We start from the raw sequence: 16,631 nt of genomic DNA on the forward strand, positions 1-16,631 counted from the left end.
ATCTTTAACCAAAACCCCGAAAATAGAGAGACAGATATAGAAGATTTCTCTTTGGGAGGATTGGAAAGAACATGTGGGGTGCTCCTTTTTCGGCTCAAGCCAAAAAAATGCTGCTATTAGGCAGCGGAGAATTGGGAAAAGAGGTCGTTATTGAGGCCACGCGGCTGGGAGTCGAAACGATCGCTGTTGATCGTTACGAGAATGCACCTGCAATGCAGGTTGCACACCGGTCATACTGCATCGACATGCTAGATGCCGAGGCTCTGAAACAATTGATTCGTAAGGAACAACCGCATTATATTGTACCTGAGATCGAAGCTATTGCGACAGAAGCTCTGCTTGAGCTTGAGGAAGAAGGATTTTGTGTCGTACCTACGGCTCGTGCTGCTCGTTTAACGATGGATCGTGAAGGTATTCGTCGTCTGGCAGCGGAACAATTGAAACTTCCAACAGCAGCTTATCTATTTGCAGACAATCTGGAACAACTTCAAGAAGCTGTTCGTGAATTGGGTACACCTTGTGTGATCAAACCACTGATGAGTTCTTCGGGCAAAGGGCAGAGTGTATGCCGTACGCCAGATGATGTAGAGGACTGCTGGAACATTGCTCTTTCGGGAGCTAGAGGCAAGTCTGTACGTGTCATCGTAGAGAGCTTCGTGAAATTTGAGAGTGAAATTACGCTGTTAACTGTAAGATCTGTATCAGGGACGGTATTTTGTCCTCCGATCGGTCATATTCAGAAGGATGGGGATTATGTCGAATCTTGGCAGCCTCATGCGATGACGCCGGAACAATGGAAGCAAGCTTGTCATATTGCCAAGTCTGTTACCGATGAACTTGGCGGATATGGACTCTTCGGGGTTGAACTGTTTCTGACTGCGGATGGTGTTGTGTTTAGCGAGGTATCCCCTCGTCCACATGATACAGGCATGGTTACAATGATTACTCAGGATTGTTCTGAGTTTGCATTACATGTCCGTGCTATCCTTGGTTTTCCGGTAACGGGCGTACATTTGCTCACACCGGGAGCTTCAGCTACGCTGAAAGCGACTGATGAAACATCTGACTTTACTATAGGCGGTATCGAAGAAGCATTGGCACTTCCACGTACTCAGGTTCGAGTTTTTGGTAAGCCTGAGACCAAGGTTGGACGCCGAATGGCTGTAGCGTTAAGTGCAGACTCAAATGTGGAAGAAGCTCGAAAAACAGCGGTTCAAGCCGCAAATATGCTGAAAGTGGAGGTAAATCATGTCCAATAATGCCCAGGCCCCTGTACTGATGATCCGAGAGTGTGAACTGCGAGATGCAGAAGCGGTAACAGGATTGATGCGAGAGGTCAGCTATCCAACAACAACAAATGTTATGAAAGAGCGTATCGAAGGGTTGGAGAACAATCCGAATGCTTGCATGCTTGTTGCTGAAGTGGATGAACAAATTATTGGTGTGATTGGCTTGCAATGTGTGCAAAGTCATGCCTATCCAGAACCAGCAGCACAGATTACTTCTTTAATTGTGGGAGAAGAACATCGTGGAGGCGGAATTGGTCGTCGTTTGATGGCTCGTGCAGAGGCTTGGGGCAAACAGAAAGGCGGCAAACAGCTGTTTGTTACCGGAGGTAATCGCGAAGCTACTTCACCAACATATTCTTTCTACGAGCATATTGGCTTCAATAAAAAAGGATATCGTTTCAGTAAAGTCCTTCTATAGATAGTAAAGTCTTTTCCTTTAGAGGAACCCAACAGGGCTCCCTCTGTGGTTTAACAAGACAAAATGATGGCATTCGGACAAGCTTTATCGGTCTGGATGCCATTTTTTTTTCGATATGTAGTTACATAAAGCAATAAAGCGTAGGATTGTGGGCTTTTTTCTTCTGATCTATCTCAGAAAATAGTTTTTGATGTACACCGTGATAAAGTCGTTTTATACCGTTAGCACAGTCATTTAAACCGTTGAGTCAGCTTTGAAACAGTTATAAAAATGACAAAAAAGTCATTTTTCCATATTTTAAAGGTTCACAACACTCCTCTTAATTGATATACTGCTAGAGTATTCATTACAAAGTTGTCATAATTAATTTTTGAGGAGATGAATTATTTGAAGAAGAACTTGATCAAAACTGTCGTCGCTGGAAGTTTGACAGCTGTATTGGCTGTAGGGGTTATGCTCCCTGCCTCCGCATCTGCTGCTAACCCATCCACATATAAGCAATCATACAAAATTACAGATGTAGGTAGCTTGCAAACCTTCTTGGAGAAATGGTTGAAAGACAATGGATTCACTGTTACGAATGGCCAAGTGGTTAAAGAGCCTGAAGCTCAGCCGACTACACCTACTGCTCCTGCTAAACCAGCACAACCAGTTAAAGAAGACAAGCCTGCGACTACGCCAGCTAAAGATCCTTCGAATACAGGAAACACAGGTAATACAAACAACACAGGCAATGCAGGTAATACAAACAACACAGGCAATGCAGGTAATACAAACAACACGAACACCGACAGCACTAAGTCTGATTTTGCTGCTCAAGTTGTAAAATTGGTGAATGCTGAACGTGCCAAAGCTGGTCTAAATGCACTGGCTTCCGATGCACTCCTGGATAAAGTTGCTCTTGCGAAAGCCAAAGATATGAGTGACAATAAGTACTTTGCTCACCAATCACCAACGTATGGTTCTCCATTTGACATGATGAAACAGTTTGGCGTAACTTACAGCTACGCTGGGGAGAATATTGCCCAAGGTCAAAAAACACCACAGGAAGTTGTTACAGCTTGGATGAACAGTGAAGGTCACCGTGCAAACATTCTGAACAAAAACTATACTCAAATCGGTGTTGGATACTACAACGGATACTGGGCTCAAGAGTTCGTAGGTAAATAAGTTCAGCTATATGTGTAATGAAGAATAATATATGATAAAATAAAGCTTCCAAAAAGGTTATGCCAACACAGATAAACTTCTGTGTATGGTATAACCTTTTTGCCGTAAAATGACATAATGAAAATGCATTTTACAGTTACCATGACAAAGTTTGCAAATTAACGACAGAAGATTTATGTTATTTAAGAAAACATCATCTTTAGTGTAAAGTCATTTATAAATTTATATACACCGTAGCGGTGTGATGAGTGGAGATGTGATGGATGAAAAAGCAGAAAAAAATGCTGGATTCAGCGCCATGGATCTGGCGCATTGTAGGTACAGTTTCGATACTGGCAACCTTGTTGCTGTTATTTGGATTCGGGTACGCCATAAAAGACGTCATTTATCCTGAAGGGGACACATCGCTAAACTCAGGTGATAAGGCGGCTGCATCAAACGATAAACAGGATGAACCGGCTGTCGTAGAGGATGGCAAGATACGCATGGCTGTTATTGGGGATTCCCTAGCAAGAGGTACAGGAGATGATCAGGGTCTCGGCTTTGTTAGACGTGCAGGAAATATTCTAAAAGATGAAGGTTACGATGTTCAGGTTTTGAATAACCTTGGTGTTAATGGACTGAGAACGGATGCCTTATTGACGAAACTTGATGAACAAGGCGTACGTTATGTGCTGAAACAGTCCAATTTTATTCTCATTTCAATTGGTGCGAATGACCTGTTCCAGGGAGGACAAGTTCTGCAGGGGGAAGATCCACCGACGGCAGAATCTTTGTCAGCCGCTTTACCGGAAACATCTAAACGCCTTCAGGAAATTTTGAAGAAAGTAAAGGAAATCAATCCTACTGCGCAGATTGCATACCTTGGTCTGTATAATCCGTTTGGTGATGTGAAAGAACTGGAGAAGCCCGGCAATGCAGTAGTTTCAGCATGGAACGATGCGGCTTCTGCTATTCTGGACAACGAAGATAATATGACCCTTGTTCCTACATTTGATCTATTTGAGAATCATCTCGGGGAATATTTATCATCCGATCATTTCCATCCGAATGGACAAGGTTATGAACAGATTGCGGTTCGGATTGCACAGGAATATCAAGCAGAGACACCGGCAGAGGGGAGCGCTAAATAAATGGCAGAGAAGCAATACGATTCGGTATTATCCGTACAACATCTGAAGAAAAAAATTGGACGTAAATGGATTATTAAGGACGTTACGTTTGACGTTAGGCCAGGCGAGATTTTTGGATTTCTTGGACCCAATGGAGCAGGTAAAACAACCACCATTCGTATGCTTGTGGATCTGATCAAACCAACTGAAGGCAAAATTAAAGTCTGTGGTTATGATGTGAACCGAGATCCGGAGAGAGCTCTGAAGTATGTTGGTTCGATCGTTGAGAATCCAGAGGTATATACATATTTGACCGGGTGGGAGAACCTTGAACATTTCGCTCGTATGCAGCCTGGTGTGGATCACGACCGCATTCAGGAAGTTGTTGATATTGTTCGGCTCGATCAGCGGATACATGACAAGGTTAGAACGTATTCTCTGGGAATGCGTCAGCGGCTTGGGATTGCCCAAGCACTGCTTGGACGTCCACGTCTGCTCATCTTGGATGAACCGACGAATGGACTTGACCCTAAGGGGATTAAGGAATTACGTATCTTTATCAAGCAGCTCGCTAGTGAAGGTATGGCTGTATTTGTCAGCAGTCATTTGTTAAGTGAAATTCAGCTTCTCTGTGATCGTGTAGCCATTATTAGTGCTGGACGTGTTCTTGCGGTTGGTGGCGTTCATGAATTAATTGAAGACCATTCGAAGATAGCAATATGGCATCTTACACCCCTGGAACAAGGCAAAAAGTTGCTGTTTGATGCAGGAATTACGCTGGTCGATCGACCTGGCGATGTGATGGATGACACCCTTGTTGCAGGACTTGGTTCTAACGCTGTTGTCGCTGAAATGCCCGAAGAACGGATCCCTGATCTGGTACAACAAATGGTTCAAGCCGGGATTCAAGTGGAAGGTGTGCAGCGTATCCAGCCTACACTGGAACAACTATTCTTAAAAATGACAGAAGGTGAATCCATTGAATAATATCATGCCATTAATTCGCAACGAAACGATTAAAATGGTGAAGAAAAAACGCCTTTATATTATTTTTATCGTTCTGGCCGTTCTGGTACCGATGTTTACGTATGCACAGATGAAATCTTCGCAAAATAATCAGGACAAGTTTAACGGCGATTGGCGACTTGAACTGCAACAGGCTATTACTGATAATCAGAACTCGCTTGGCAGTGATCGGGTTCCTGAAGAATTTAAGAAATATAGAACGGTGTATATCCAGCAGATGCAATATTATCTGGAAAATGACATCAATCCGAAAGAACCGGGTGGTGTTACCTTTACGAGAGAGTTCATGAACAATGCGGTTGGTTTATTTATCCCCTTATTAATCATGGCGATTGCTTCAGATCTTGTGTCAGGAGAACGTACAACAGGAACCATTAAAATGCTCTTAACTCGTCCGGTTAGGCGATGGAAAGTGCTGCTAAGCAAACTGATCACGCTGATCATGTTTGTCTCGATTATCGTGGTATCGGCTTATGTTATCTGTTATGCCATATCGGGCGCTGTTTTTGGATATAAAGGATTTACGATGCCGGTCTTCACGGGCTTCAAGATTGTGGGGACAGAAGTGGATATGTCAACTGTACATGCTGTAGATCAGTGGCAGTATATGCTTATGCAGGCGGGGTTAATTTGGTTTGTTAGTGTGATTGTGGCAATGCTGGCCTTTATGGTATCCGTTCTGGTACGGAGTACAGCTGCAAGTATTGTCATTATGATGGCTGCTCTTATCGCAGGAACGATCCTTACGAATATGGCGGCTTCGTGGGAAACAGCCAAATATCTCTTCATGGTAAACCTTGAACTTCCTAATTATTTGTCAGGTGGATTACCTCCAATTGAAGGAATGAATTTGTCATTTTCCCTTATTGTGCTTAGTGTTTGGGGCATTGCTTCACTCATTGTGTCATTCCTTGTCTTTACGAAACGGGATATCTTGAATTAAAATGGACAAGGATAAGAAAACATCTGTTTGCATTTTAGAATTTTTTTTAGTTGGTAGTGAAGAAGGGGGAGCATGAATGGTCGAGCAAATCGATATGTCGGCAGGTTCGACAGGCGGGGGACAAGGGTCTTCAGGCTACGACGCGGACGACATTCAAGTACTTGAAGGACTGGTTGCGGTTCGGAAACGGCCCGGGATGTACATCGGCAGCACCAGTTCTTCAGGTCTGCATCATTTGGTATGGGAAATTGTTGACAATGCTGTCGACGAACATCTCGCCAAATTCTGCTCCAAAATCGATATCACCCTGCATAAGGACGGTTCCATTACGGTTCAGGATAACGGAAGGGGAATTCCGACAGGTATACATAAAACAGGGATTCCTACTCCCCAGGTCGTGTTTACGATTTTGCACGCAGGCGGAAAATTCGGTGGATCAGGATACAAAAAATCTGGCGGACTTCACGGCGTTGGTGCTTCGGTGACGAACGCTTTGTCTGAGTGGCTAGAAGTTGAAATTTTCCGTGATGGTAAGATTCATCGTCAACGATTCGAATATTGGCAAGATAAAAAAGGTGTGGAGCATGTCGGAGAGCCTATTACAGGTCTTGAAGTGCTGGGTAACACTAATCGTACCGGAACGAAGGTTACGTTCAAGCCGGATATTCGTGTTTTTCAAAATGGTATTCAGTTAAATTACGATACACTTGCGGAGCGTCTGCAAGAGATTGCTTTCTTAAACTCCGGTCTACGGATTGTGCTCAAAGACGAGCGCTCAGGGAATCAAGATGAGTACATGTATGAAGGTGGAGCAAGTCAATTTGTAGCATATCTGAACGAAAATAAAGATGTGCTGCATGATGTCATTCATTTTGTTGCGGAGAAGGATGATATCGAAGTCGAAGTGGCGATTCAGTACAACGCAGGTTATACCGAAACGCTAGCGTCATTTGTTAACTCCATACCTACTAGGGGTGGGGGAACACATGAGACCGGATTCAAGACAGCCTACACCCGTGTGATGAATGAATATGCAAGACGGACGAGCATGATTAAGGAAAAGGACAAAAACCTAGAAGGTAACGATCTTCGTGAAGGTATGATGTCTGTTATTAGTGTCAAAATGTCTGAGGTTGAATTCGTCGGTCAAACGAAAGACCAACTCGGAAGCGCATCTGCTCGAAGTGTAGTGGATTCTGTCGTAGCAGAGAACATGCAGCGCTTTTTGGAAGAGAACCCACAGGTTGCGCAGACGCTGATTCGTAAGGCAGTTCAGGCTTCTCGTGCAAGAGAAGCGGCGCGTAAAGCACGTGACGAGATGCGTTCAGGCAAAAAGCGTAGCGAAAGCTCCAATCTAAACGGTAAGTTAACTCCTGCACAATCGAAGGATTTTTCCCGGAATGAGCTGTTTATTGTAGAGGGAGATTCAGCGGGAGGTTCAGCGAAACAAGGGCGGGATTCCAAAATTCAAGCTATTCTTCCGCTAAAAGGAAAGCCGCTCAACCCAGAGAAAGCCAAGCTTGCTGACATTTTGAAAAATGAAGAGTACCGTGCCATTACTGCTGCCATTGGAGCAGGTATTGGTACCGAGTTTGCGGTTGAAGACAGCAATTATTCCAAAATCATCATTATGACAGATGCCGATACAGACGGTGCGCATATTCAGGTATTGTTGCTTACGTTCTTTTATCGCTATATGAAACCTTTGATTGATGAGGGCAAAGTGTACATTGCTCAGCCGCCGCTATACAAAATCACTAGCAAATCAGGCAAAATGTCAACCGTTCGTTATGCTTGGACGGATGAACAGTTGGCCAATTACATGAAAGAATTAGGTAAAAACGTCGAACTTCAGCGTTACAAAGGATTAGGCGAGATGAACCCTGATCAACTGTGGGAAACGACAATGAACCCGGAGTCGCGTGCATTGCTCAAAGTTGAGATTGTCGATGCGGCAAAAGCAGAGCGTCGGGTATCTACACTTATGGGTGACAAAGTAGACCCGCGTAAACGCTGGATTGTAGAGAACGTTGACTTTACAGAGTACGAAGAATAGAAGGTGCTTGGAATGAGTCTATCAGAACAATTTATGCCGGCCTTTCTTGAAGAGGTCGTCGGTGACCGTTTCGGTCGCTACTCCAAATACATTATTCAGGATCGGGCAATCCCCGATGTGCGTGATGGGTTAAAACCCGTGCAGCGGCGTATTTTGTATGCCATGTATGACTCAGGTAATACGCCTGAGAAGCCGTATCGTAAGTCTGCCAAAACCGTTGGGGACGTTATGGGTAACTACCACCCTCACGGTGACTCCTCCATCTATGATGGTATGGTGCGGATGGCACAGCCATGGAAAATGGGCCATATGCTGGTGGACGGTCATGGTAACTGGGGCTCGCAGGATGATGATCCGGCTGCAGCGATGCGTTATACAGAAGCGCGTTTGTCACCGATTGCAATGGAGATGTTACGTGATATTGAAAAACGTACCGTCTTGTTCAAGGATAACTTTGATAATACTGCTAAAGAGCCCGTTGTATTGCCTTCACGTTATCCGAACTTGCTGGTTAACGGGGTAAGTGGAATTTCTTCTGGCTTTGCAACCGAGATCCCAACGCATAATCTGCGGGAAGTCATTGATGCAAGTATTGCTGTGATGGAGAAACCTTCGATTGAACTTGAAGAGATCATGATGTTCATGAAAGGTCCTGACTTTCCTACAGGTGGATTGATCATGGGCGGAGATGGCATTCTGGATGCGTACCGTACGGGTAAAGGACGTATCTACATTCGCTCCAAAACGGATATCGAGAATATGCGTGGTGGCAGACAGCAGATTGTCATTACAGAGATTCCTTATCAAGTCGTAAAGTCTCGCCTGGTCACGGCGATGGAGAACATCCGTCTGGAGAAAAAGGTCGAAGGCATTGCTGAGGTACGTGACGAGAGTGGGCGTGAAGGTCTACGGATCGTCATCGAGTTGAAAAAAGAAGCAGATGCACAGGGTATTCTGGCTTATTTGCTCAAAAAAACCGATTTACAGGTCACCTATAACTTTAATATGGTGGCGATAGTCAACAAAGCGCCGCAGCAATTAGGCTTAAAAGCGATTCTGGAGGCTTATATTGCCCACCAGCGTGAAGTTGTGACGTTCCGTACTCAGTATGAGCTGGAGAAAGCGGAAGACCGTGCACACGTGCTGGAAGGGCTCGTTAAAGCACTGAACATTTTGGATGAAGTAATCGCTGCGATCAAAGCATCAAAAAATCGCCAGGATGCTCAAAATAATCTGATGTGGATGTTTGGGTTCTCCGAGCGTCAGGCAGATTCGATTTTGACCCTGCAATTATACCGTCTGACGAATCTGGAGATCACTTCGCTGGAGAAGGAACTTGGCGATCTGATGAAAAAGATTGCACAGTTACGCGCTATTCTGGATAGTGACCGCAAGTTGATCGGAGTTATTCGCAAGGAATTGTTGGAGATTCGCGAGAAATACGGTATTGATCGCCGCTCTGCAATCCAAGGTGAAGTCGAAGAGCTTAAGGTTAATTTGGAAGTGCTGGTTAATGCGGAAGATGTATTTGTGACTTTGTCTAAGGAAGGATACATTAAACGTACAGGTATGCAGTCCTTTTCCCGATCTGGTGGGGAACGTAACGGAAGCGGTGTAAAAGAAGGGGACTATATTGCGCAAGTCCTCGAAGTAAATACACTTGAAAACCTGCTGGTGTTCACCAAGAAAGGACAGTACTTCCTTCTGCCTGTTCATCAGGTGCCAGAGTTCAAATGGAAAGATCCAGGGACAGCCATTGTCAATGTGATTCCACTTGCCAAAGATGATCGGATATCCACAGTGCTTGCAGTGAAGTCATTTGAGGAGCCGAATCATAGCCTGGTGTTTGTGACTCGTAAAGGCCAGGTGAAGCGAACCGAATTAAAAGAGTATGTAACGAAACGTTCGGGTGCTGTGGCGGCGTGCAAAGTAGGCAAGGATGATGAGGTATTATCTGTCCACTTAAGCACGAGTGACAAAGAAATTATGCTGATTACCAAAGAAGCGATGGCGATTCGTTTCCGTGAGGATGAAGTGAATCCCATGGGAAGGGTATCTGGTGGCGTACGCGGGATACAGCTAAAAGATACAGACGAAGTGGTTGCTGCTCTATGGGTAGAGGGCGATGAAGGTGAAATTGCTGTGTTGTCTGATCTGGGCTATGGCAAACGTTCATTATTGCTCGATTATGCGTTACAGAGCCGCGGAGGCAAAGGTCTTGCGACATTTGAGTTCAAGGAAGGCAAGCGCGTTAAACCGAACGGTAGCCGTATTGCAGCAGCCTTCTATTGTCGTGAAAAACGTAGCTTCAATGTAATGACGAAGGAAGGGCATACGCATGCGATTTCTTCGGAAGGTGTACCGATCACAGAGCGTAAGCACATCGGTAAGTTACTTGTACATGTAGATAAACAAGACGAAATTATGGAATTGCTGGCAGACTTTACGGAAGATCAGTCTGGCACAACATTATAAGTTTCAAAATGTTCCTAATGAAAGACTCTTCACAGTACAGTTAATGCTGTCATGTGAGGAGTCTTTTTTTGTAGCTATGAGGCGGATTACAAGAGAGCTTTCATGCGAAGTTTAACAACCTTCGTCGATTAGGGTCGATCGCTAGGAAATTGCAAAAACCCAGCAGGAATGCGGCTTTCGAGGGCGAAAACTTAAGCAGGTGAAGTGATAACCGGATGCAGAGAGGAGCGATATAACGTGTATAATTCCGATTTTGCTAAATGCTGGTCAAGGTTAACGAAGGACTATAAATTGCATATGGATCAAGAATTAGCCCCCTCCCTAACTGAAGCTCAGTTGGCTGTACTGGAGGTTCTTGAGGATCACCAGAGAATGAAGCCATCTGATTTGATTCCTTTTTTGGCGACAACGCCTGCGGCGGTAACGATGTTGCTTGATCGCATGGAGAAGAATGATCTGATCCGTAGAGATCGAGATAATCAGGACAGACGGATCGTCTGGGTTTCTCTATCGGATAAAGGACGGAAGGAGACAGAGCGAGGCATTGCTATTCGCAATGACTTCATGAATTCAGTGCTTAGTAATATTTCGATGCACAATCAACAACTACTGGTATACCTCCTTGGCAAAATGACAACACCCAAAACCAACGTTCAACAGCCAGCCTTAACGAGTTCAGGTTAAACTAAGTTAATGTATTTATAAGGGTGGCTTAGGTAGTATCATATTTGGTGATTTAGAAAACAAAAAAGAATTACTGAACAGACTTCTGGTTTTTATTAGCCGGGAGTCTGTTTTTTGAGCCTGAATTTATTAGAATCGTATCAACAGCACAACATTTGAATTCATGTTAGAAGACTTTTAGAAAATAAAATTGACTTTAAAATCACTATATCGTAATATTACGTTATAACGTTTTAGGAGGGCTTATTTTGGAGTTTCCTGCTTTTGATCGGAATCAATTAAAACAGTTTGACGAACCAGCTGAGTTTCTTAAGGCGCTGTCTCACCCGGTGCGTTTATGTATCGTTCGAGGTTTGATGCGCAAAAAGAAATGTAACGTTTCATATATGCAGGAGTGTTTGGATCTTCCGCAATCGACGGTGTCACAGCATTTGCAGAAGCTTCGCAGTGCAGGAATTGTTGCTACCGAGCGAAATGGTCTTGAAGTGAATTACGTACTTGCTGATGCACGTGTAGAGCAGTTGATCATGATTTTATTCGAGAAGGATGAATGCGAAGATGAATAAACGTAAAAAAGTGTTAATCGTGGGAGGTGTCGCTGGGGGTGCATCTGCTGCTGCACGCCTCCGGCGCCTGGACGAACATGCCGAGATCATTATGTTTGAAAAGGGACCTTATATTTCATTTGCTAACTGCGGCTTGCCTTATTACATTGGAGGTACAATTGAAGAGCGCGCACGACTACTCGTACAGACTCCGAAAGGTATGGAGGAACGATTCAACATCGATGTTCGCACCAAAAGTGAGGTTATAGCTGTTGATTCAACTAAACGCACTGTGCACGTACGTAGTGCTGAACGTGGTCTATACGAGGAAAGCTACGATGACTTGATTTTGTCACCTGGCGCACGTCCGCTTGTGCCTGATCTGCCTGGTAAAGAGAACCCGTTAATTTATACCGTGCGGAACATTCCGGATATTGATCGAATCAAAGAACAAATAAGTTCTCATAACAACCAAAGTTCAATTGTTATTGGTGGAGGATTTATAGGTGTAGAGATGGCTGAGAATTTGAAGCAAGCTGGACTCGATGTAACTTTGATAGAAGGCAATGATCAACTGTTAACACCGCTTGACCCTGAACTTGCTGCTGCGCTAGCTCAAGAGATGGAGCAAAATGGAGTAAAACTTATATTTTCGCAACGCGTTCAAGGCTTCCTTACGTTGGATCAAGGTATCGGCGTAGAACTGTGGGATGGTTCTGTATTATCTGCTGATCTAGTCATTCTGGCGATTGGCGTTACACCAGACACTTCATTCTTGCAGAACAGTGGCGTGGCTCTAGGTTCGCGTGGACATATACTCGTCAATGAAAGGATGGAAAGCAGTGTCTCTCATATCTATGCGGTCGGTGATGCCATTGAAGTAAAGGATTACATTCATGGGACGCAGACAGCGATTCCGCTTGCGGGTCCTGCGAACAAACAGGGACGCATTGTAGCGGATCAAATCGCTGGTCTGTCAACTACGTACAAAGGGACTCAGGGAACGTCGATCATCAAAGTATTTGGGTTGACGGGGGCATCTACCGGAAGCAATGAGAAAACGCTCAAACGAATGCAGAAGGACTATCGCAGTGTGATTGTACATCCCGCGTCCCATGCTTCCTATTATCCAGGCTCCAGTGCTGTCACATTAAAATTGCTCTTTGCTCCAGATGGGAAAATTCTAGGTGCACAAGCTGTTGGTTATGAGGGGGTGGACAAACGAATTGATGATATTGCGGTGGCGATTCACTTCGGAGGAAATGTAAGAGATCTGACGGAACTTGAATTGAGCTATGCACCTCCATACTCTTCTGCGAAAGATCCGGTAAACATGGTTGGGTATGCTGCTGAAAACATGATCGAGGGCCGAGTAGACTCATTCACGTATGATCGACTCTCAGAGCGCAATCCTGCGGAGTCTATATTACTAGACGTGAGGAGTGACCTTGAACACCGTAACGCGAGTATTCCAGGTTCATTGTCCATTCCGGTGGATGAGCTGCGTCAACGGCTCGATGAGCTGGATGCTTCCAAAGAAATTTGGGTTTATTGCCAGGTTGGCCTTCGTGGTTATACCGCCACACAAATTCTGCGTCAGCATGGCTATAAGGTGAAAAACTTAAGCGGGGGGTACAAAACCTATCATCAGGTGCAATTTAAACCTGCAACCGTCTTAAGTGGAAGCGGCGATGGGGATCACGGAAGTAACAACAATAATGGAACTAACGGTAATGAAATGAATAAAGTACAGGAAACGCAAGGGAGAATTCTGATGGATGACGAAACAAAGCAAGGATCATCTGTAAATTCATCAGATGAACTTCGCATCGATAACGAATTGAATGTATGTGGTTTGAGTTGCCCAGGGCCTTTGATTGAGGTGAAACAAAAAATGGACCAGTTGGCAGACGGGCAAACACTTCGAGTGAAAGCTTCCGATCCAGGATTCTATGAGGATGTGAAGGCATGGGCTACGATGTCCGGATCTGACGTCCTTAAGCTGGAGAGGGACAAGGGCGGGGTGATTGAAGCAGTTTTGGCTAAGAATACTACACCTGTCACAAGCCATTCACAACAACTTGATAAAGCTAGTACGATGGTAGTATTCAGCGGTGAACTCGATAAGGCCATTGCCTCGTTCATTATTGCCAATGGGGCGGCAGCAAGCGGACGGAAAGTAACGATGTTTTTCACCTTCTGGGGCTTAAATATCATACGTAAGCAAGAGAGGTTGCAAGCACCTGTTAAAACAGGTATGGCTCGTATGTTTGATATGATGTTGCCAAGCAACAGTCTCAAGCTAGGACTCTCCAAGATGAATATGTTTGGTGCAGGGCCGAAGATGATACGAGGTTTGATGAAAAAAAATAATGTCGCTTCGCTGGAACAACTTATGCAGTCTGCTATCTCACAAGGGGTAGAGATTGTGGCTTGCCAGATGTCGATGGATCTGATGGGCATACAGCGTGAGGAATTAATGGATCAGGCTGTCATTGGTGGTGTTGGTTATTATCTCGGACAAGCAGATCAGGCGAATCATAATTTGTTTATCTAAACGTGTAAAATCGTAACTTAACTCAATCTTACTCTCGAATTTATCAAACCTCTATTTCACCTCAAGTGGAATAGAGGTTTTTGGCGATTATGATGACAAGAACAACCTTACAGTTCGAGACTATGGCTGCATAATCTCATCGTTCAAGGAAAAGCTACAATCAAACTGATTAGCTTCTACTGGGCTTGCTTATATAATTTATATATCAAATATAATATGCTCTAATATTATTTTAAAAATCATATGTAAAGAGTTGACTATGTAAATATTTTTGTTATAATAAGTAATTGTTCCCCTGATATTTCGTGTACGAAATATTATATTCCAAAAGTAAACGGGTGAAACAATGACTGATACGTATGAAGTATTCTATATTATTAATTCGTTCCGACAGGTGAATCAAATGCTCTTTCGAGCATTCTGGAATGAAAACAAGCAGATCGAGTTGACCTCTATTCAGTTTATGGTGTTATCCATTCTGAAGGAGCGACCTTCAATCGGAGTTAACGAAGTGGCAGAACTTTGCCATATGGGAAGCAGCTCTATGAGTGCGGTTATAGAGCGTCTCGTGAAAGGTGAATACATCATCAGGACTCGTTCGCATGCTGATCGCCGATCCGTTATGTTGCAGATTACGGATAAAGGGGAGAAGGCGCAGCAGGAGACACATCACCTATGGATGGAAAGAGTATCGCCTATTCTGGATATTCCGAAGGAAGATCTTGATCATCTGCTAAGAATCCATACCCAAATGATTGAAAAGTTAGAAGGAAGAGAGATGAACAATCAATGAGTACAACCGCTACAGCGCCATCCATGGGGATGGACAACATCAAGAAAGGGCCAATCGTTGCCGCGTTGTTAATTGGTGCTTTTGTAGCCTTCTTGAATCAAACACTGATGAATGTAGCTCTTCCTAAGATCATGGAAGACCTCGCGATTAACGCGAATAAGGCTCAATGGCTTACAACTGGATATATGCTTGTCAATGGGGTACTGATTCCCGTTACGGCATATCTTATTGCCAAGTTTTCTACACGTCAGATTTTTATCACTGCTATGATGCTTTTTACATTAGGAACATTAGTCTGTGGGATTAGTCCTACCTTTGCGATCCTTATGGTCGGTCGTGTCATTCAAGCAGCAGGTGCAGGTATTCTAATGCCGCTGATGACCGTTGTGTTCCTCACAATCTTCCCGATTGAGAAACGTGGTCAAGCCATGGGTACCATGGGGATTGCGATGATTTTGGCTCCAGCGATTGGACCAACATTGTCAGGTTACGTGGTAGAACACTATTCTTGGAGACTGTTATTTTACATCATTCTGCCATTCTCTATTATCGCAACAGGGATCGGTATCGCATTTGTCAAAAATGTAACACGTCAATCCAAACCGAAATTGGATTATCCAGGCGTTATTCTATCCACACTCGGATTTGGTAGCTTGCTGTATGGTTTCAGTGATGCAGGTACAGATGGATGGGGTAGCGCAGTTGTTATCAGTTGTCTAATCGTCGGTGCGCTTTCCCTCGTTCTATTCGTTATCCGTCAATTGACAACAGATCATCCGCTTCTGGAGTTCCGTATTTTCAAATACAACATGTATACTCTAACAACAATTATTAACATGCTTGTAACGATGGCTATGTTTGCAGGTATGATCCTGCTACCTATTTTCTTGCAAAACATTCGTGGGTTCTCACCGATTGAATCAGGGCTTCTGATGATGCCAGGTGCAATCCTAATGGGAATTATGTCCCCGATTACAGGTCGGATCTTCGATAAAGTAGGGGCGCGTTGGTTGTCCGTCGCGGGTCTTGCGATAACAGCTATTACAACCTGGGGACTTAGCCGTTTAGCAATCGATACAACATATGGTTATATGATGTTTATCTACACAGCTCGTATGTTCGGGATGTCCATGCTGATGATGCCAATTCAGACTGCTGGTCTGAACCAGCTCCCTCAGCGTCTCAACGCACATGGTACGGCAATGTCTAACACACTGCGTACCGTGGCAGGTGCAATCGGTACGGCAATCCTTGTCACTATTATGAGTAGTAAGCTGAAATCTCACTTGGCAGATACACTTGCTCAAGGGCAGATTAACCCAGATGACCAAGCAGCAATGCTGCGTGCGACAGCTGACGCAACGATCTATGGTGTTAACTATGCCTTCACGGTAGCGACTGGTATGACGGTTGTGGCGATGCTAATGGCGTTCTTTATTCGCAAAACAAAACCGGCTGTCGATCCGACTCCTCAAGAATCTGCAGAAGTCAACGCAACAGCGTAAGGATTAATGCTTCATGTAAAATAAACGTACAAAAAAACAGAGCCTGGACAGATCAATC

Annotated in this window: 13 protein-coding genes; all 13 read left to right on the forward strand. The window is 44.3% G+C overall.

Features of this window, described 5'->3' with window-relative positions; all coding sequences use genetic code 11:
- Positions 1 to 71 precede the first annotated feature (71 nt).
- The 13 genes from purT to M3636_RS04930 all read left to right on the forward strand — a co-directional run bounded on the left by purT (position 72) and on the right by M3636_RS04930 (position 16,573).
- Positions 72 to 1,259, forward strand: a complete 1,188-nt coding sequence (purT, locus tag M3636_RS04870) for a formate-dependent phosphoribosylglycinamide formyltransferase (RefSeq protein WP_128102491.1) — start codon at positions 72 to 74, stop codon at positions 1,257 to 1,259.
- Positions 1,249 to 1,707 (forward strand): GNAT family N-acetyltransferase, encoded by a 459-nt coding sequence (locus tag M3636_RS04875; RefSeq protein WP_128102490.1) that lies wholly within the window; start codon positions 1,249 to 1,251, stop codon positions 1,705 to 1,707. Before purT ends, M3636_RS04875 begins: the two co-directional genes overlap by 11 nt.
- Before the next feature lie 387 nt (positions 1,708 to 2,094).
- Positions 2,095 to 2,877, forward strand: a complete 783-nt coding sequence (locus M3636_RS04880; protein WP_251381425.1) for a CAP domain-containing protein — start codon at positions 2,095 to 2,097, stop codon at positions 2,875 to 2,877.
- A 263-nt stretch (positions 2,878 to 3,140) separates the two neighbouring features.
- The gene (locus M3636_RS04885) at positions 3,141 to 4,010 is read left to right on the forward strand and encodes a GDSL-type esterase/lipase family protein (protein WP_145408893.1); all 870 of its coding nucleotides are present in this window, start codon (positions 3,141 to 3,143) and stop codon (positions 4,008 to 4,010) included.
- A complete protein-coding gene (locus tag M3636_RS04890; protein ID WP_251381426.1) occupies positions 4,011 to 4,976 on the forward strand; it encodes an ABC transporter ATP-binding protein in 966 nt (321 codons plus the stop codon).
- A complete protein-coding gene (locus tag M3636_RS04895; RefSeq protein ID WP_128102487.1) occupies positions 4,969 to 5,958 on the forward strand; it encodes an ABC transporter permease in 990 nt (329 codons plus the stop codon). The genes M3636_RS04890 and M3636_RS04895 overlap by 8 nt, the downstream gene beginning before the upstream one ends.
- 76 nt (positions 5,959 to 6,034) lie before the next feature.
- Positions 6,035 to 8,014, forward strand: a complete 1,980-nt coding sequence (gene parE, locus M3636_RS04900) for a DNA topoisomerase IV subunit B (protein ID WP_145408895.1) — start codon at positions 6,035 to 6,037, stop codon at positions 8,012 to 8,014.
- Positions 8,015 to 8,026: 12 nt separating this feature from the next.
- Entirely contained in the window at positions 8,027 to 10,489 is a 2,463-nt protein-coding gene (gyrA, locus tag M3636_RS04905) for a DNA gyrase subunit A (protein WP_145408896.1), read from the forward strand.
- A 237-nt stretch (positions 10,490 to 10,726) separates the two neighbouring features.
- Positions 10,727 to 11,173, forward strand: a complete 447-nt coding sequence (locus M3636_RS04910) for a MarR family winged helix-turn-helix transcriptional regulator (protein WP_145408897.1) — start codon at positions 10,727 to 10,729, stop codon at positions 11,171 to 11,173.
- A 248-nt stretch (positions 11,174 to 11,421) separates the two neighbouring features.
- On the forward strand, positions 11,422 to 11,739 hold the full coding sequence (locus M3636_RS04915; protein WP_128102485.1) for an ArsR/SmtB family transcription factor: 318 nt from the start codon (positions 11,422 to 11,424) through the stop codon (positions 11,737 to 11,739).
- On the forward strand, positions 11,732 to 14,275 hold the full coding sequence (locus tag M3636_RS04920) for an FAD-dependent oxidoreductase (protein ID WP_251381427.1): 2,544 nt from the start codon (positions 11,732 to 11,734) through the stop codon (positions 14,273 to 14,275). Before M3636_RS04915 ends, M3636_RS04920 begins: the two co-directional genes overlap by 8 nt.
- Before the next feature lie 346 nt (positions 14,276 to 14,621).
- Positions 14,622 to 15,068, forward strand: a complete 447-nt coding sequence (locus M3636_RS04925; protein ID WP_128102484.1) for a MarR family winged helix-turn-helix transcriptional regulator — start codon at positions 14,622 to 14,624, stop codon at positions 15,066 to 15,068.
- Positions 15,065 to 16,573, forward strand: coding sequence for a DHA2 family efflux MFS transporter permease subunit (locus M3636_RS04930; RefSeq protein WP_251381428.1), 1,509 nt, complete (start codon positions 15,065 to 15,067; stop codon positions 16,571 to 16,573). The genes M3636_RS04925 and M3636_RS04930 overlap by 4 nt, the downstream gene beginning before the upstream one ends.
- Positions 16,574 to 16,631: the final 58 nt, after the last annotated feature.

The sequence above is a fragment of the Paenibacillus sp. MER 99-2 genome, from assembly GCF_023714095.1.
GTDB lineage: Bacteria > Bacillota > Bacilli > Paenibacillales > Paenibacillaceae > Paenibacillus.